Annotated in this window: 15 protein-coding genes; 4 read left to right on the top strand and 11 right to left on the bottom strand. The window is 46.0% G+C overall.

Translation table 11 applies throughout. The annotated features are described in order from the left end of the window. Positions 1–16 precede the first annotated feature (16 nt). Positions 17–1,057, top strand: coding sequence for a class I fructose-bisphosphate aldolase (locus tag ACEW9J_RS06590; protein ID WP_373544338.1), 1,041 nt, complete (start codon positions 17–19; stop codon positions 1,055–1,057). Between the two features lie 107 nt (positions 1,058–1,164). On the opposite strand, the gene ACEW9J_RS06585 is transcribed toward ACEW9J_RS06590, so the two are convergent. Then, positions 1,165–2,148, bottom strand: a complete 984-nt coding sequence (locus ACEW9J_RS06585) for a beta-fructosidase (RefSeq protein WP_373544337.1) — start codon at positions 2,146–2,148, stop codon at positions 1,165–1,167. A 765-nt stretch (positions 2,149–2,913) separates the two neighbouring features. Between ACEW9J_RS06585 and rpsN the strand changes: the two genes are divergently transcribed. Beyond that, positions 2,914–3,216: a 30S ribosomal protein S14 gene (gene rpsN, locus ACEW9J_RS06580; RefSeq protein WP_373544336.1), complete on the top strand. Its 303-nt coding sequence runs from the start codon at positions 2,914–2,916 to the stop codon at positions 3,214–3,216. A 72-nt stretch (positions 3,217–3,288) separates the two neighbouring features. Here the strand turns inward: rpsN and ACEW9J_RS06575 are convergent, their stop codons facing one another. The 3 genes from ACEW9J_RS06575 to ACEW9J_RS06565 form a co-directional block, all read right to left on the bottom strand. Next, positions 3,289–3,624: a hypothetical protein gene (locus ACEW9J_RS06575; protein WP_373544335.1), complete on the bottom strand. Its 336-nt coding sequence runs from the start codon at positions 3,622–3,624 to the stop codon at positions 3,289–3,291. A 97-nt stretch (positions 3,625–3,721) separates the two neighbouring features. After that, a complete protein-coding gene (locus tag ACEW9J_RS06570) occupies positions 3,722–4,000 on the bottom strand; it encodes a hypothetical protein (RefSeq protein ID WP_373544334.1) in 279 nt (92 codons plus the stop codon). A 380-nt stretch (positions 4,001–4,380) separates the two neighbouring features. Then, positions 4,381–4,848 (bottom strand): DciA family protein, encoded by a 468-nt coding sequence (locus ACEW9J_RS06565; protein ID WP_373544333.1) that lies wholly within the window; start codon positions 4,846–4,848, stop codon positions 4,381–4,383. A 299-nt stretch (positions 4,849–5,147) separates the two neighbouring features. Between ACEW9J_RS06565 and ACEW9J_RS06560 the strand changes: the two genes are divergently transcribed. Further along, the gene (locus ACEW9J_RS06560; RefSeq protein ID WP_373544332.1) at positions 5,148–6,215 is read left to right on the top strand and encodes a hypothetical protein; all 1,068 of its coding nucleotides are present in this window, start codon (positions 5,148–5,150) and stop codon (positions 6,213–6,215) included. 185 nt (positions 6,216–6,400) lie between these two features. Continuing rightward, a complete protein-coding gene (locus ACEW9J_RS06555; RefSeq protein WP_373544331.1) occupies positions 6,401–7,201 on the top strand; it encodes a PspA/IM30 family protein in 801 nt (266 codons plus the stop codon). Between the two features lie 47 nt (positions 7,202–7,248). Here ACEW9J_RS06555 and ACEW9J_RS06550 read toward each other — a convergent pair whose 3' ends face one another. The 7 genes from ACEW9J_RS06550 to ACEW9J_RS06520 form a co-directional block, all read right to left on the bottom strand. Further along, positions 7,249–7,650: a hypothetical protein gene (locus ACEW9J_RS06550; protein WP_373544330.1), complete on the bottom strand. Its 402-nt coding sequence runs from the start codon at positions 7,648–7,650 to the stop codon at positions 7,249–7,251. 144 nt (positions 7,651–7,794) lie between these two features. Beyond that, a complete protein-coding gene (locus ACEW9J_RS06545) occupies positions 7,795–8,673 on the bottom strand; it encodes a hypothetical protein (RefSeq protein ID WP_373544329.1) in 879 nt (292 codons plus the stop codon). Positions 8,674–8,694: 21 nt separating this feature from the next. Continuing rightward, a complete protein-coding gene (locus tag ACEW9J_RS06540; RefSeq protein ID WP_373544328.1) occupies positions 8,695–9,744 on the bottom strand; it encodes a hypothetical protein in 1,050 nt (349 codons plus the stop codon). 305 nt (positions 9,745–10,049) lie between these two features. Further along, a complete protein-coding gene (locus tag ACEW9J_RS06535) occupies positions 10,050–10,301 on the bottom strand; it encodes a hypothetical protein (RefSeq protein WP_373544327.1) in 252 nt (83 codons plus the stop codon). Between the two features lie 105 nt (positions 10,302–10,406). Next, complete coding sequence (gene purL, locus ACEW9J_RS06530) at positions 10,407–14,153, bottom strand: phosphoribosylformylglycinamidine synthase subunit PurL (protein ID WP_373544326.1); 3,747 nt, start codon at positions 14,151–14,153, stop codon at positions 10,407–10,409. A 78-nt stretch (positions 14,154–14,231) separates the two neighbouring features. Continuing rightward, positions 14,232–16,775 (bottom strand): DNA topoisomerase (ATP-hydrolyzing) subunit A, encoded by a 2,544-nt coding sequence (locus tag ACEW9J_RS06525; protein ID WP_373544325.1) that lies wholly within the window; start codon positions 16,773–16,775, stop codon positions 14,232–14,234. 226 nt (positions 16,776–17,001) lie between these two features. After that, entirely contained in the window at positions 17,002–17,862 is an 861-nt protein-coding gene (locus ACEW9J_RS06520; protein WP_373544324.1) for a tetratricopeptide repeat protein, read from the bottom strand. Positions 17,863–18,541: the final 679 nt, after the last annotated feature.

Raw genomic sequence — 18,541 nt, 5'->3', positions numbered from 1 at the left:
TGACGAGGATTAACCTATGAGTACATACGCCCAGGAATTGATCGCTACCGCAGCAGCGATGGTTGCACCTGGTAAAGGCATTTTAGCAATGGATGAGAGTAAAGCCACCTGCGATCGACGATTTGAGAAACTAGGAATTCCCACAACTGAGGAGCGTCGCCGCACATATCGGGAGTTGATTCTCACGACACCAGATTTAGCTAAATATATTAGTGGTGCAATTTTGTTTGATGAGACGATTCGACAATCGACTCAGGCAGGCATTCCGTTCGTGCGAGTGATGCAGGAAGCTGGGATGATTCCAGGCATTAAAGTCGATCTTGGTGCCCAGGATCTCGCAGGTTGTGAAGGCGAAAAGGTGACAGAGGGGTTAGATGGATTGCGCGATCGCATTGCCGAGTATTATCAAATGGGTGCTCGGTTTGCCAAATGGCGGGCTGTCATCGCCATCGACACCAACATTCCTAGTGAGACTTGTTTGGTTGCCAATGCTCATGCCTTAGCACGATATGCTGCTATTTGTCAAGCCGGAGGGCTAGTGCCAATGGTAGAACCCGAAGTGCTAATTGATGGCGAACATTCGATCGATCGTTGTTACGAAGTCACCGAGCGCACCTTACAAATCGTCTTCGAGCAACTGAGGCTAAATCGGGTGGAGTTCGACAAAATGATCCTCAAGCCCAGTATGGTAATTTCTGGCGAAAATTGTCGAATTCAAGCGTCCGTCGAACAGGTTGCCGAAATGACAGTGCGCTGTCTGCGAAATAATGTGCCTGTGACAGTCCCAGGTATCGCCTTTCTATCTGGCGGACAAAGCAACGAACGCGCGACAGCACATCTAAACACCATCCATACTCAGTTTGGCTCTCAATGTCCGTGGGCGATAACGTTCTCTTATGCCCGTGCAATCCAACAACCCGCACTCGATTATTGGCACGGTGACGATGCCAACATCCCCATCGCTCAACAGCTTCTATCCCACCGAGTAAAACTCAATGGCGCAGCTAGCATCGGGCAATACACCTCAGAGATGGAACGGGAATCTGTAGGGGTTTAGGCGTTAGGTTTTGGGCTTTAGGGTTTGGGATCTTATCCGTATTGAAAGGGCTAGGTGGGCAATGCCCACCAGCCAATGTTTACACAATTTATAAAACCCGTTTGGGATCACATATCGATCGAGTAACTACTAAAATCTCGATCGACATGTCGTAAACCAGTCTGAACACCACTGCGACGAATACCACCAGTAGTGATGTCAAAACCCACTATTTCCCCATTGAGTTCGGGGATGATTCTACAAGCATAAAGTTGCGAAGTTTCGGGCAATAAAACTGTAGGATTGACTGCTGCAAAATCAAATAAAGATGATGAGAAAAGACCCTGTAACCCACCGCTTTGTTGAGTATTAGGTGCAAAATCATATTTTGCCCATGTGCTATATACCAGCGCATAGTCATCAGATTTAGTGCGATATAATTGAGGCACTTCCATCTCTGCATAAAAGCCAGGTTGGCAAATTGAAGGTAGACATTCCCAATCTTCAAAGCTATTATTTTTAGCTTTGAGCAGAGCTACCGAACCCTTTTTTCCTAATGGTTTATTCGGGTCTTTCGCCGATAGCAACATATAAATTTGTTCTTGGTGGCGGAATAAAAATGGATCGCGCCAAGCGTGAATGGTAAGATCTTCAGGAACATGCTGAAGCTCGTATGGAGCATTGGGTTGAATCCGCACACTCGGAATCCGAAACCAGCGATCGAAGCTCTGAATATGGTGAGTAAATGCTACGCCGACATTCTGTGTCATTCCATCATGTGTTGCTTGATTTCTAGATGTATAAAACATCAAAAATCCACCTTGAATTTTGATAATATCCCCACTCCAAATTGAGGTATCGTCCCAGCCATGAGGATCGGCACCCAATACTCGATCGCTAATCCAATCGATCGTCAAAAAATCTTTGGTAGTGGCATATCCTACCTGCGAACTCATGTGATGCTTATCGTCAGCGACTAACGCACGATCGGCATTGAGATAAAATAAATGAAAAATTCCGGTGTCTGGTGCGAAATGATACCAAAAATCCCAAACATGGCGATCGGGGTGTTGGAGCGTAGGATAGCTGAATTCTGGAGCGAGAGTAGGCATTTTCTACCAATTCAAAATACAAGATTGGATAATTAAGTCAACGTAAAATTTTCACAGTCAAAATACTTGCGAATAGGACAAGTGTTTTAGGCTGCGAGAAAACAGAGTAGCAATTGAAGCCGACGGGTTTGCTAAATATTCACTTACGAGTAATGAATGATTTTGGCTAAATAAGTTTCAACTTTGGCTGAAATTTAATCTTGAGGATTTAACTGTGATTTAGTCAATCCATCATTTTGCCAACCGCCACAATTTAGTCAGTCTTTGTACTGATGAAGCTAGATTGAAGCTATTTTTCCGATTGTGCTCTGCAAATTGCTGAGAATACTGGAAATCACCTACAGATATAGAGATCGAGATCTGTGCGGACACCAATAAGAGATCGGGTGTACCATATATATCAATATTTCAGTAGGCAATAAGGTGTGGTTATGATTTAGCATACCCAACTTATCACAGTAAGCGATCGAAATCAGATCGAAAAATAGATCTAAATTAAATTAGTTGTGAGTTGTTAGAGACTAAGGGTAAAGGGCTGATGAGGTTGGATGTTTGAATCCCGATTTTGGTAGCGGAGATTTTGCCTAATCTGCCACTGCTAGGGGAGTAAGTATAGACAAATCAGCTCGACGTAGTGTATGATAGAGTGTTGGGCACTCTTGTAATGCGCTTTACTGGCGTTCGCACAAACGCACCGCCTAATCGCGTATGCGTAGCTCGACAAGAGCCGCTCAGGTTTTTTGTAAATAGAGAATTTTTAGACACATGGCGAAGAAAAGCATGATCGAGCGGCAAAAAAACCGCGAATTGACAGTAGCAAAATATGCAGATAAACGGCAAGCTTTGTTAGAAGAGTTTAAAAGTGCCGCTACACCCCAGGCAAGATTTGCGATTCACCGCAAAATTCAACAATTGCCTCGCGATAGTGCCCGTACTCGGTTGCACAATCGTTGCTGGGTAACTGGACGTCCCCGTGGATATTACCGTGACTTTGGGTTGTCGCGGAACGTCCTCCGCGAGTGGGCACATCAAGGCTTGTTACCTGGCGTAGTCAAATCTAGCTGGTAAACATGGAGTATTGGGTAATAGGACTTTTACCTATTCCCCTGCTGGTCGGGTCGCCCGACCAATATTCTTTCATTATTGGTTGCCACAGCAACGGTTGTCAATTCCAAGACTATCTAAAATTAAATCGCTAACAGCATTGGCGACGGTGAATTCACCAAAAAAGCTTTCTTGAAAATTGAAGGCTTGCATCTCTGTGACGATCGCCATCACAAGGCAGCCCAAATCGTTTTCGCCTTCCATCCGCTGACGAGTGTAGATCTGAGCAGCACGAAGAGCGATCGTGGCATTGATAGACTCTGGGATGAACTCTCGATCGAGCCACATTTTTAGAGATGATTGTAGCCAAGCTCCCTCTCGAGTTGCATCAGTCGCTGGCAATAAAGTTATCGAGCCGATCGGTTCTGTCATTGGTAACTACCAACTTCGATCTATTCTAGAGTGGATAATCGCATCACTCACATTCTTGCACTCTGTTCAAGGCAATGACAAGCCTACGCAACTAAATTTAATTATTCACACCGATCGATCTGGCACTTAATTCTAAAGTCGTGACACTGTGGAGTCGATCGGCTTGCGACTCAATTACCTCCACCTGCCGATTTGTAGTTGCTAGCTCTTGGACATTTTCCCAACTGTTGGCAAAGGCGGGTAGACCTAGCTGACATGCTTTCCAATCACTGTGAACGGAAACCCCAAGTTGCTGACAGGCACCTCCATGCACTCCCTCAGGTCGGTAAAAACGACAGTAGCGACATACAGAAGTCAGACAATTTTGGTTAGTCATCAGCGGTACTTTTGGAGGGCATCAAATTCAATTCCCTCCTGTGTACTATTATCACCGATCCCCATTTAGTCAAAAGTATCATCGATCGTCTATCCCATCTAGCTTCTAGCGATCCCCAAGCTAATTAGAACTTTATATTGTCTTTAGATTCGGTTTATCAAAAGCAATATTTATTGAGTTATTCGGTAAATATACGTAAATCCCTAGTACTAGTCAATGTTGTTTGCAATGTACCTAAAACCACCAGGGATCGCTAAGAACTGAGAATCGACCATCGAGATCGAGCGAGATCGTAACTGCAAAGATGCCGATCTATCTTGTTATTAAAAGTGATTATATCTACCAAAAGATAGATACCTTAAATTTATAAACCACACAGCTTAAATTTTGAACTTTCCACCGATCTTTCCTAAATCGATCGCACAAAACTGGCAGACATCCCATCGGACTAACTCTCCTTCACGAGCGCGACAATTGCAACGGGAACAAATGACAATTGTCCCTGAGTCAATAGGTATAGACTGGCTAGTAGTAGCGGTAGGCGTACTACTATAGCTATTAAAGCCTACAGCAACAAACCTTAGCTCATCAATCGGCGCAATTAATCGGGTGTTTAACTGCCGACATAGTGCTTGTCTCCCAAAAGTAAGCTGATGGGCAAGGCTAGAACTATTGGTAGCGATGGTGAGTATCCCTCTAGAGTACGATTTCGGTCGGCTCCGCTCGGCAATAGCTGGTGATACAGTATCAGCCCACGCTTGGATGATAAGACCCCAATCCCTCACCCCTTCCCATCCTGGCTGGTTTTGAATCTCGATAGCGATCGCCGAAATTGATGTTGAGGACATAACGTAATAAGATAAAATTCAGGAATTTTTAACAAATAGCTAATTTTTGATGAATTAGCTGAGTTTTGGAATATATTAGTGACACAGCAATAACTAATTAAGTTTAGTGCCTGAGTAATTCAGGTTGCCACTGCCAGTCAGAGCGAAAATTCCCGTCTTTAGCACTAGATAGTCAATTGCATCAGTTCGCCCGCTCGTGGGCAATCTCAGAGCATCATCAATCTAGTCGATCGAGACCCGCTCGAAACGAGATGCTACGCCAACGATATCCTTAGCAATATTTGTGTTTAAAGTGAGTTATGAACCACAATCCATCTGACGATAGCGCGAATGTGCCCCCATCCGGTCAAGCTGTAGTCGTTGGCGCAGCCTCTGTCACAGAGCATCAGGGCGACAATTCCTATCAGCTCAACCCATCTCTCCAACAAGCTCTCAACTGTCTAGATATCAAATTGGAAGATGAGCTAAAGAGATTTAGATCCAAACCAGAAGATCGCTCTCCAGATCTGCAACCGCAGACAGCGAAGACAACTTGGCAAACTGATGGGGAGATCCTCACCGCAGATATCGTCGAACCAATGATGTCCCCAACGGTATCTGCGCCCACAACTAGCGGATTTGTGATTATCGACGGATTATCGACATCCTCAACCAATAGTCGGAATGCGCTTGCCAGCCTAAATTATGCACCGATCTCATTGTATCGGGGCAACGGATCTGAGCTGCCAGAAAATCTAGACTTGAACTTCTCCCCAGGTGGAGAAATCGCCCCGTTTCACGATGAATACTTGTCATCATCTCAGGAATTGTTACAGCAGATTCGATCGGGCTATGCCAATGCCGTACCCTCCAATGACAATCGCCCTCAGTCAGCATCGTCTACTCCCAAAAATAAAAACTTAAACCCACTCAAACTCGGCGCAGTAGCGGCAGCTTGCCTGCTGGCTGGTGGAGCAGCCTACGCGTATTTCAATCCCAGTCTGTTGGCTCCATTGACAGCGACTAAAGTGGCTACAACAACTACCACTAGTTCATTGGGGCAATTGATTCAGAGTCCCAATCTGGCCGCTAATGAGTTTACCGAACTAAATTTGAGTACCCTTAACACGATTAAACTGCCAACAGCAACGACGACGAATGTGAGTATGGCAACAACTTCGACTACGAGTACGACTCAGGCAGGAAGATCGAATACACCAGTAGCGATACCATTTAATGTTGCGGGTTCGCCAGTTATCTCTCCATCAACCGTTATCACTTCTCAACCAAGATTGGCAGACAGCTTGATAAAATCGCTGCTCCCGCCCAATTTCCAAACCTTTGCTAGATCTTCCAATCGGACTATTCCATTAAGCGTTAAACGTTAATATAAGTCGATCGTTTCTGGATATCGATTGGTGCCTAATTTTTAGAACAGGACTGCCCGATCGTTAGATCCAGAAGTTATCATAATTAATAGGTCAGGTATTTAAATTATTCAATTGAGAATAGCACTAGGGGTGAATTAGCTACTAAGCTGCTAGCGCGTGAAAACTATAAAAGGGATAGTAATATGGGATTATTCGATCGGGTGAGCAGACTGCTGCGGGCAAACGTCAATGATATGGTCAGTAAAGCCGAAGATCCAGAAAAAATTCTGGAACAGGCGGTGATGGATATGCAGGAAGACTTGGTGCAACTTCGCCAAGCTGTAGCAAGTAGCATCGCCAATCAAAAACGCAGCGAGCAACAGTACAACAAAGCGATGGCTGATGCCAATAGCTGGCAGAGCAAAGCGCAACTAGCATTGCAGAAAGGAGATGAAGATCTCGCCCGTGAAGCCCTCGTCCGCAAGAAAAACTATAGCGAGACTGCGGGTAGCCTCAAAGCCCAGTTAGACGGGCAAGCAGGGATGGTAGACACCATGAAAAAGAGTCTAATCCAACTTGAGGGCAAGATTTCTGAGGCGAAAACCAAGAAAGACATGCTCAAGTCTCGTTCCCAAGCTGCCAAAGCTCAGGAACAACTCCAAGGTGCAGTCGGACGCATCGGCACTAACAGCGCGATGGCTGCCTTTGACCGGATGGAAGAAAAAGTCCTGATTCAAGAGGCTAAATCTCAAGCAGCGGCAGAACTGACTGGCACCGATTTGGAGAACAGGTTTGCTGCTCTATCCGCAGGTGGTGAGGTAGATGATGAACTCGCAGCGATGAAACAGCAAATGCTCGGCGGTAGTCAACCTACAGCAGCCCTACCTCAAGGAACTGTCTCACCGACTGCGGCTCCCGCCACACCCCAAGATACTGTCAAAGCACCGATGAGTGTTCAGGATGCGGAATTAGAAGCTTTACGCAAACAAATTGACGGTTTGTAGGTGAGACATCTACTCTGAATTCTCAAGAATCCACTCGCAAAAGTCTCTCATGCGGGTGGATTTTGCCTGCCGATCTTCCGCCCGATTTCTTTAATATCTTCATGTAAATCTTCGAGGCTATCATAGAGTGCATTACTCCGTTGATGCTCTCTGTGACGATCTAAATTATCCAGTCTCGACTCACGAATAGTTCGACGCAATTCTTTAATTGCTTTGCGTTCGTCCTCAATACTAGTGCTACTAGCAGCAATGGCTTTAGCATTAGATTCTATTAGTTGCTTAGTCGCAGATAATGACTGCTCGAATCTGTCATGGAAAGTTGCCTGTGCTTTAATTTGGACACTGATTTCTTTAATCTGTTGAGTGAGATCGGCTGTATTAATTATTTGCTGTTCCATTAATCGCTCTGATCGATCGAGCCGATCTGAAGATTCATTTATTTCAGTCATAGCAGTTAAATTATGACTCGGTAGTCAGTACGATCTAATCCTTTCACCAGTATATCAAAACTTACATTTTTAGGTAATATAACAGTCATTTTGTCTCCAGCATGGCAATCTATTGCGAGACTTGCTACGTCAATCTAGATAGGATTAATCGGTGGCAGATTTTCTATTGTTCTGATATCTTTTATTTTGTGTCGTTCGAGACTTACCAGAATATCTTGTAGATCGATAAAATTCTTTCTCACCAAATGGAGTAATTGAAGGATGAGATTTACGGAACCAGTTTAAATAAGGCTCATAGTTGGCAAACGTGCCAGAAAACTCTAGAGCTGGAATTTGTATTAATTCTCGATCTTTTTGAATAATTGTCGGTTCTGTTTTAATATCTGGAGGCTCTGATCCAATTATTTCTCCTGCCAATCTAGATTTACAGTTACCACAAATTGGACTGTGATTATCATCGTGAGGACGAATTCTATTTTGTCTTCCACATTTTTGGCATTGTTTAATTGGGTAATTGTTACCTTGGATTGACTCTAAGGGATGTCTTGTACCAATTTTCCTAGCTCTTTCTAGATTGCGAGAAAAGTATTCAACAGGAACTTCAATTATTTCTTCTTTCAATTCTAGCAAGACTTTATTAGTTACTAAAACAGCTTTTTCAAATCCACTCAAAGATTCTTTTGTTGGATTCTCGTCAATATCCCACATGAGAATATATAAAGATTGCTGTAATCTAATTGTCAACCTTAGCAGATCTTTTTCTGTCTCATCAACAGCATGTTTTCTAGTTAGATCGTTAATATGTTGCTGATTGAGACTAGACTGTTCTTTAACCTGTTTTTTAGTATTATTAGCTAGTTCATGATGCCTTTTCTGTAAATTTGAATAGTCGGTAGAGAGTTTATTAGCGACTTGTCGATGATGTTTTGACAATTGCCGATTTTTCTCACCATTAGCGTGGCTAATACAGGCTCCAGCGACAGCACCAACAGCAGCTCCAATTAGCGGTAATAGAAAGAACATAGTTTGACCTAATGTAATTATTTAATGATCGACAGAAGAAATGAATTTTTGAGAGCTATTTAATAAATTAGCTCCAACTGGATTACCACCTAATGATTGAGCGATCGCCGCAGATTCGAGATACCTTTTCAATGCCCCTTCTACGCCAAGTTCCATTGGTCGATTGGCAATTTTATCATTGAGAGATCGAGATTCAGCCAGAAATTCTAGGTTCTTGGCGCGTTCCCCTGCCAAAAACTCCATGTTCTTGGTATGCTCGTAGATTAGCTCATCTTCAATTTTTTTGAGATGATTTAATTCTTGCTGAGTTACGTTCTCATAGTATTCTTTTGTTTTCTGCTTATGGTTATCTAAAATCTTGAAAAATTCATAAATCATTCCAGCACCACCAGCTATTAATAATGCTGGATTAATTGCTGTTAATGCTATCTTCACAGGAAGACAGGCTGTCGCAACTGTTGTTACTGTTAATGCTGTTACTCCACCTACACCACCACCGATAGCAGTTTCTTTAAGGGTTTGTTCAACTGCTTCTTGGGCTGATATCTCTCCTCGCACAACTCGCAGCGCATTTCGGAGCATCGAAAAAGGAGCCGTCGTAACCGCCCCGATTGCAGCCCCTTTCGGTGCAGCTTCTAAACCAGCCTTTAATGCACCCGCAAAATTATCAACCTGTGCTTTCACATCAAGTTTAATTTGCTCTTGTGGAGTCATCTCTCGATCGCCACGAGCGCGATTAGCCGATCGATCTTCCCATTTGATATTATCAGGATGACCCGATCCGCCTTTGCTATGGGGTTCTATATGGCTGGCATCTTTTTCAGCAAGATATTCCCTAACTTTTTCGGTAGCAGATTGAGCATCTACACCCGATCGATCTGATGGCGGGATTTTGTCTAGCATCTGCTGGGTTTGAGCCTCGTTTCTGCCCACACCGTTGCGGATTCCGCCTCTCTGTAAATGTGACAGCTTATCTGGGGCGTACAGATTGAGATCGTCTAATTGAGCATGATAAACGTTGCTATCGGTAACAACGTTAAAAATAGAGTTACGTTGAGACTCATCAGACATAGCTTTAAGATTTAATGTATAAAAAGTTACTAAGTAAATACTCTACTTTATCTTGCAGTACATTGATATAAAAACACATCCGTAAGATTGCTGAATGTAGGTTACGGATTCCAGCCAAGTAAAGAACCCCAACTTTTTAAAAAGTCGGGGTTCTAGTCTATATAAACATCTAAACTACGCTCGATCGATGTATATTAATCAAGGCTGAATTAAATTAGCGATAATTTCTGCAATTTTATGTTGGGTAGCTAAATTCAACGATCCAAGTTCGTGACGAATCATTGATTGACTGAACCAGTACTATTTTACCCTTTATAACTCACGGCTATGCCATCTTCAAGAGTATAAATATCTTCTTCTGGATCGTTGAGAAATGCAAAGCTCGGATTATTGGCTACTGTTTTGTTCCATTGCGTTGGCGTGAGATCGTCTGAGTCTGTTGATTCTGGAAATAGAATAAGGATCTGCACTCGAATAGGTTGATTTTGAGGCAATGGCTCATCGAGTAATAATTCTCCCTTCGCACTGATAGTGCCAGCACAGGCGATCGATTTCATAGTATAAATCTGAGTAAACTCTAGTATCTATTTTAGTCTAAAATTTCGATCGAGTGCTGTTACCGAACATGCCCGACTTATGAAGAAGTCGGGCATACAGTTCAACTAAACGTCTAAACGACGCTCGATCGCGTTTGCCCAACTATCGGTAATTACGGCGATATCCAGGTCGATTAATTCGGTATCAGCAGTTACTTGAAAATGTTCGTCAGCAGTACCAACAGCACCTAGATATTGCCAAGTATCAGTGACTTGTTGCTCTAAATAAGCCTCGAATTCAGCTTGATGAGTAGGCTCGATCGAGACAATAATTCTCGCGCCACCTTCGCCAAATAATACTTCATCTAAACGATTTAGACTCGCTCCAATATCGATCGCTGCGCCCTTATTTCCAGAGATACAACATTCAGCTAGAGCGATGGCTAAACCACCTTCGGCGGAGTCGTGGGCGGATTTAATCCAGCCGTGGCGGATGCCGTGGCGACAGGCGGCTTGAACTTGAAGTTCGAGATCGAAATTCACTGTTGGGGGCTGTCCGGCGACGGTTTGGTGGAGAACTGCGAGATATTCTGATGCGCCTAAAGTCAGCTCTGGTGATGTTTTGGCGGTGGTAGGGATGCCCAGGAGGTAGATTCGATCGCCTGTACTCTGCCAACCTTGACCGCAGATTTTGGTAATATCATCAACAATGCCCACCATACCCACAACTGGAGTCGGGTAAATTGGGACGGGATTGCCTTCAGGATCGAAGGTTTCGTTATAGAGGGAGACATTTCCACCTGTGACGGGGGTATTGAATGCGCTGCAAGCTTCGGCTAAACCTTTGCAAGCATTAGCTAGGTGCCAATAACCGATCGGTTTTTCGGGACTACCGAAGTTGAGATTGTCTGTCACTGCAACGGGTTCGGCACCGACACAACTGAGGTTGCGGGCGGCTTCGGCGACGACCATTTTCGCGCCTTCGTAGGGATTGAGATAGACGTAGCGGGGGTTGCAGTCTACAGTTGCGGCTACGCCTAATTTGGGATTAGCGATCGCAGATTGGCGACCTTGGATGGGTTCGAGGGGACGAATACGGATGACTGCGGCATCTGCGCCACCTGGGAGGAGGACGGTATTATTTTGGACTTGGTGGTCGTATTGACGGTACACCCAGCGTTTGGAAGCGATCGAGGGTGTGTCTAGTAAGGTCAATAGGACATCATTCCAACTGTGGGATTTGCCCTGAATTTCGATGCCTTGGGGGGTGGCTGGGGGTAATTGGTCTGGTGTCCATGCCCAGGCTGTTTGGGCATACTCAGGCGGCTCCTGCATCACTTCCCGCTCGTAAATGGGGGTGTTATCTGCTAGAGCGGTGGCTGGGACTTCAGCGGCGATCGATCCCTGCCAGAGAATTCTGACAATTGGTTCTTCGATGACGGTACCAGCGACGACGGCGTGCAGGCCCCAGCGATCGAAGATATCGATTAGTTCCTGTTCGCGTCCTTTGTGGGCGACAAATAGCATCCGCTCTTGAGACTCAGATAATAGGTACTCGTAAGGCACCATCCCTGGTTCGCGGGCGGGTACGAGGTCGAGGTCAAATTCAATCCCCACGCCACCTTTAGCCGCCATTTCCGCGCAGGAACAGGTAATCCCTGCGGCTCCCATATCTTGAGCGGCGACGACTGCGCCAGTTTTGAAGGCTTCGAGACAGGCTTCGATCAGGGATTTTTCGAGGAAGGGGTCGCCGACTTGGACTGCGGGGCGATTATCGATCGATTCGGCGGTCAATTCGGCACTGGCAAAACTCGCACCACCCATCCCATCGCGTCCGGTGGTGGAACCGACATATAAGACGGGATTCCCGATTCCGGCTGCACCTGATTTGACGATCGTATCTGTCTCCATCAGTCCCATTGCCATCGCATTTACCAAGGGATTGCCAGAGTAAGCGGGGTCAAAATAAACTTCACCGCCGATAGTCGGGACACCAACGCAGTTGTGAGTAATTATGCCCGAACTAGTGACAAATATGTGAGTTCCATCGACTTCAACATCATAGACATCGCAATCGACATTGTGAGCGGCGATACTCTGAATTTTTACAGTTCCAGTCGTCGCGGTGGATGTGCAGCGAGTAGCTACAGCCCCAACTTCGCGGAGATTTTCGCAAACTTTTGGGGATATTTTGAGCCAATCGCGATGTACCTCAATTTGCCACAGTGGAGCGTATTGAAATTCTCGCCCTTTAATTTTGCCGAGTGAACCAGGACAGTGGTGAATTTGAGGGATAATCCCCTGATTTTGCACCATTAGCAGCACTTGGTCGAATAGTTGACGGCTGGAAGTGGAGAAGAAAATTTTCTCCTGAATCGCATTACCAGGATTGGGGATGGTGGGATTGTTGCGAACGAGACTTTTGAGTAATTCCTGCTGAAGTTCGGAGTTCCATTCCCAGACAAAATCAGGAATCCGTTTGTGAGTCGCCTCATTCCCGCAGCCCCAGGCTTGAGTAAACAAATAGCCCAATAGCCAGGATGAGGCACAAACTGCCATGCCAGAGGTGAGTTGCTTGGGGCTGGCATCGATGCCGAGATCGCGGAGAATCTCGATCGCATCTTTAGCCGCTGCTGCTTCTTGATGGCTGAAGTTGAAGAAAACTCGATAGATATTGCCAGCAGGGGAGACATTACCAGTGGCGATATAATAGCCCAGTAGACGTGCAAAAGCAGCATTAGGTTGGATGACTGCGGGTATCCAGTTATCTCTGCCGTGTTGACCGATCTTGAGGTCTTCACGGCAGAAGTTGAGGACTTGTTCTAGCCCTAGTAGCTGTTCGAGACTGAGGAATCGATCGAGTGGAAATGTTTTGGTGTTGAGGTAGTGGTTGCGTTTCTGGATTGAGGGTTCAAATAGTTCGAGAGTGGTACGGATCAGATCTGTGGGTTGCCAAGCGGAAGGGAGTTTGACGCAGAGTTCTTGTTCTGAATAGAGCTGAGGTCTGATGGTGGCAATTAGATCGAGCGGCTGGGGCGATGATGTTTCGGGGAGCTGCTGGAGAATGGGGAGATCGTCACCGACGCGCAGGGTTTGGGCGTAGCGGATGCGAACTTTATGTTCGGCTTCTAGCCGTAACATCGGGTGATCGGGAGTGACTGAAAGGGTGCGTCCGAGGGAGGTACGGATATTAATCAGCGTATTAGTTTGACGTTTGAAAATGCGGGTGACTGCTTGCCAAGTGCTCTTATCGGTTTTGGGATCGAGTGAGAGAGTTTCAATCCCAGGGGCGAGTTCGGCGGTATCGGTATTGGGCGGGAGATGGGTAGTGACAAAATTGCCGATCGTGTCGAAGTGAATACCGTGGGAGTCTCGCCAGACAAAGGTTTCGGAGCCGACTAGACAGTTGCCGTAGTGGGAGATTCCGGCGACGACTCCAGTAAAGAGGAGACGGGTTTTGGCATCTTTGAGATCGCCAAATCTAAGCGAGTTGAGAATCGCGATCGGTCGCGCACCCATCGTGAAGATATCGCGGAGGATGCCGCCTACGCCTGTGGCTGCGCCTTGGAAGGGTTCGACGGCGGAGGGGTGGTTGTGGGATTCGATTTTGAAGGCGAGTTGGAGTCCGTCGCCCAGATCGATGACTCCAGCGTTTTCACCTGGCCCGACGAGGACGCGATCGCCTGTGGTGGGAAATTGTTTGAGCAGGGGGCGGGAGTTTTTGTAGCAGCAGTGTTCCGACCACATCACCCCAAACATGCCTAGCTCGGCTTTGTTGGGGTGTCGATCGAGCCGTTTGACGATTTCGAGGTATTCGTTGGGTTTGATGCCTTGGGCGGCGATTTCGGCTGGGGTGAAGGGGGAGGGAGTCATAGGAGGATTTGTGCTTGGTTGGAGTGTTTATGTAAACACGGAGGTACACGGAGGTTTCACGGAGGTTCGCAGAGGGGATTATCGATGGTTGACGAGGGTTATTTGTTCATCTGGATTGAGGTTGATGATTTTGTCGCCGATGCCTTCTTTGCCGTGGGTTTGGATGCGATCGATCGCCACGATTTGATGGCGGTTGGTGGTGGTGACTAGCTCTAGGCTTTCAGGTGGGAGGGTGATGTGGAGCAGGTTGTCGGTTTTGATGGCGAACTGCATGGCGTGGGTGCCCATGTTTCCGGTTTGGACGATACGGATGGTGGAGATGGGAATCCGTTTGGCGTAGCCGTGACGGGTGATGAGGATTAGCTCGTTATCGCCGTTGGCGGGGATGCAGCCGACGATCTGCTCTCTGGTGCCGACTTTGAGGGCTTGGATCCCTTGGGAGACTCGTCCCATCAGGGGGATTTGTTCGGAGGCTAGGGCGAGGCGGAGAATTCGTGCGCCGGAGGTTGCGATGATGATTTCTTTGTGGTTATTTAGGGGGGTGATGGTGTGGAGTTTGTCGTCTTCGCGCAGTTTAATCAGGGTGGTACCCCGATTGGTAAGTCCGCTGAGTTCCTGGCTGAGGATGCGTTTGATTTTACCTTGATTGGTGAGGAGCAGGAGTTGTTGAAGATCGTCTGGGTTTTCGCTGGGTGTGGGGAGAGTATAAATTATCTGTTCGTCGGGACTATCTTGAAGTGCGGGAATTAGGCTGGTGAGGATCGTTCCGGCGGTATTTCCTAGAGTGGGCGGGATGTCCCGAATTTTTAAGGGGTAGGCTTTGCCGTCTGTGGTGACGATGGTTATTTCTGCTTCTGTGTTAGTTAGATAGGTTTTGGTGATGAAATCTTGACTATTGGGATTGAGTTTGGTTCCTGTTTTACTCAGTCTTCTAATATAGCCTTGGTGGGTGATTTCTACTGTGGTGGGTTGAGTAGGTTCGGCTTCGACAATTTGGAGTTGAGTGGGGGGAAGTGGGCGGGTGCGACTCTCTTTAACTGAGGATGTGGTGGTGATTTTAGTTTTATCTTTGGCTGCTCGATCGAGCTTTGAATCTAGTTTTGGCGGTTCTAGCTTAGTGATTTTGGTACGGCGATCGTCTGTGAATTTCCGTTTGAGCGATCTCAAGTCTTTTTTGAGCGATTTTAATAGTTCGCCCCGATCCTCCAACAGGTTGTTTAGTCTAGTAATTTTGACAGTTAGTTCTTGAAATTCAGTCTGCAAGTTCTTCTTTTCTAATCCAGTTAAGCGGCGTAATGGCATCGCTAAAATTGCGTCAGCCTGGGTATCGCTCAATCCTAATTCTGTCTGGAAGATGGCTTTGGCGGTAGTTCCATCTGGTGCATTGCGAAGGATCGTAATCACCGCATCGAGATTATTTAGTGCTGTCAGTAATCCTGAGAGCGTGTGTACCCGCTTTTGGGCTTGCTCTAATTCGTTCCCATACTGACGAGTGAGAGTGACTTCACGAAATTTGAGGAATTCTTCAAGCAGTTGTCTGAGACTCAGTTGTCTGGGTTGTCCCTCGACAATTGCCAGCATAATAGCACCAAAATTTGTCTGGAGTGCAGTTTGACGATAAAGCTGTTCGAGGACATCGGTGGCTTCGCTATCGCGCTTGATCTCAATTACGACGCGCATTCCTTCTCGATCGCTTTCATCGCGGAGATCGGCAATACCTTCAATCTTACCAGCATTGACGAGTTCGGCGATTTTCTCGATCCAGGCGGCTTTATTTACCTGAAAAGGTAATTCTGTGACGATGAGTGAATCGCGGCGTTTTTTCGATTTGGTAGCTTTGGCTTGAATACTAGCAACTTCGACGTGGGAAATCCCCCGCACGGTAATAATCCCTTTCCCAGTGCGATAAGCATCATGGATGCCTTCGATCCCCATAATCTCCCCACCTGTGGGAAAATCAGGGCCAGGAATCAATTCCCATAATTTGGCATCGGGGAGATCTGGTTTATCAATTAGGGCAATTACCCCATCGAGGACTTCGCCCAGATGATGTGGGGGGATATTTGTCGCCATCCCTACCGCAATCCCGCCACAGCCATTGATCAGCAGGATTGGTAATTGAGCGGGTAAAACTGTCGGCTCTTGTTGAGAATTATCAAAGTTACCGATAAAGTCTACCGTTGCGGTACTGATTTCGCCCAGCAATGCCTCATGACTAATCGGTGCTAGCCGTGTCTCTGTATACCGCATCGCCGCCGGAGGATCGTTGTCTACCGAGCCAAAATTGCCGTGTCCAGATAGTAGTGGATAACGAGTTGAAAAGTCCTGAGCGAGTCTAACTAGGGCATCATAGACGGATTGGTCGCCGTGGGGATGATATTTACCCAAGACATCCCCGACGACACGAGCGCATTTCCGAAACGGGCGATCTGGTGTCAATCCCAATTCGTGCATGGCGTAGATAATCCGCCGATGCACGGGTTTTAGTCCATCGCGGACATCCGGCAACGCCCGCCCCACGATCACACTCATGGCGTATTCTAGGTACGATCGCTGCATCTCTGAGTGCAGGGCAATGGGAATAATTTTGTCTGTACCCAGCAGATCTAGCTGTTTTACCATGAGTTCAATTGTCTATCTCGATCGCTTTAGTTAATCCTCAGTCTGCCATAAACTGTTCGCGATCGGGCTAGACTACGAAATAATAATACATGATTACTAAGGAAATGGTGGATGGTGGATGGTGGATGGTGGATGGTGGGTAGAACGCAAGCGTTCTGTTGTTTTTAGTTATCGGTTCACTATTGGCTGGTGTTTGATTACCTATTTACCATCCACCATCCACCCTCTACCCTCTACTAGGAGCTTTAGTAATAAAATCTTTCACCCGTGGAGTCTGAATCAACTTGCGAGTGTCGTTGAGGAGTTTATCGCCCCACAAATTATCTTTGAGGTATTGAATATTTGCATAACGACTATCGAGGACAATTGCTTTTTCGGCGGTGGTATATGCCTCGGCTTGCTTACCTTGAGTAAATAGGGCGACTGCTACGGCTAACAGCGGTTCTGCTGCTTTAGGATCGATCGCGATTGCCCGTTGCCAGTTTTGAATTGCGCCATTCACATCGCCTTTTTCATAATTAACTAATCCAATATTATTGATTGCTGGCCAGAATTTTGGATCTTTATTGACAGCCTTTTGATACTGAGCGATCGCGTCTGGATACTTATTTAATTTATAATAGGCGTTACCCAAGTCAAAGAGTGCGCTATTGTTGTCTGGCTTGATTTTTAGTCCCGATTGGATCGTGTCAATCGCCTTTTGATGTTCGCCTTTTTGGAAATATGCCGAACCCAACATAAATAATATATCTGGATCTTGTGGCTTAATTAATTTAGCCTGTTGCAGCGCGTCAATTCCTTTCTGGTATTTTTGAGTTTGGACGTATAAAGTCCCCAAAAAGAACCAAGCATCATTACTGTTTGGTGATAGTTGAGTTGCCAATGCAACGCGGGGAATCGCCTGTTCGTACTGTTGAAATTGAACTAGCCCTGCTGCTTGTCTGAGCAAGCTTTTGCTCGTATCTTCTAAAGATTGAGGATCTTGCTTTGGGGTGTAAGGAAGTAGAGCTTGGCTATAGGTGGGCGTTGGTACGCTGACAATCCCCAAGCAAGCAGTAAGGAGTAGTAGATAGATCCGTTTATGCACGATAAATTAGGTCTAGTTAGGTAGTCGGAAAGTAGATGGAATAGGATCGAGCGATCGCAGCTTGGCTTGAACATCAGTTTGCGTTCAAATCCCATCATAAGACAGATTCTACAGCGAGTAGGGTAATTCTGGAGTGAGTCCACAGGTTCCCGTTCCCACCAGCGACTGGCAGCAAGAATAGACCTCCTGCAAAAGTAATTAGAGATTGGCTTGTGCTAACAACTCGATCTAATTTATCAAATTAAGTTGTTTTGAGCTATTCAAACTGTAGAACTACCCTGTACCCTCTACCCTCTTATCACAGTTAACCTCGGACTTTCGCAGGAGATCTAATATTGCTATTGAGAGCCAGTCGCACTACAAATTGGTGCGGTTTTCACTACTAATACTCAAATCGGGAGGCTAAAGGGGAATGATGTGACCTTTAGCACTAGCGATCCCCACCCACAAAGAGTTAAAATTATTGTAAATAAACGTAACAGATGCTAGTCGTGCGATTCGTTGATTAGTGAATCGCGGTAAACAGTCCGTACATAACTAATCCAAGCTGGCTACTATACATGTAGCAACGTACAGGCTTGAACTGTCCGAGGAATGAAGGTGAAAGTCCTTCTTCTCAAACTCAGAGATAACTCCTTATCTGCCCACGCCGAATAGACTCGGAAATCTATAGAGCGAA

This window comes from Chamaesiphon sp., from assembly GCF_041737865.1.
Taxonomy (GTDB): domain Bacteria; phylum Cyanobacteriota; class Cyanobacteriia; order Cyanobacteriales; family Chamaesiphonaceae; genus Chamaesiphon.
The sequence above is the reverse complement of the archived record's forward strand: the minus strand, read 5'-3'. Positions and strand labels throughout refer to the sequence as shown.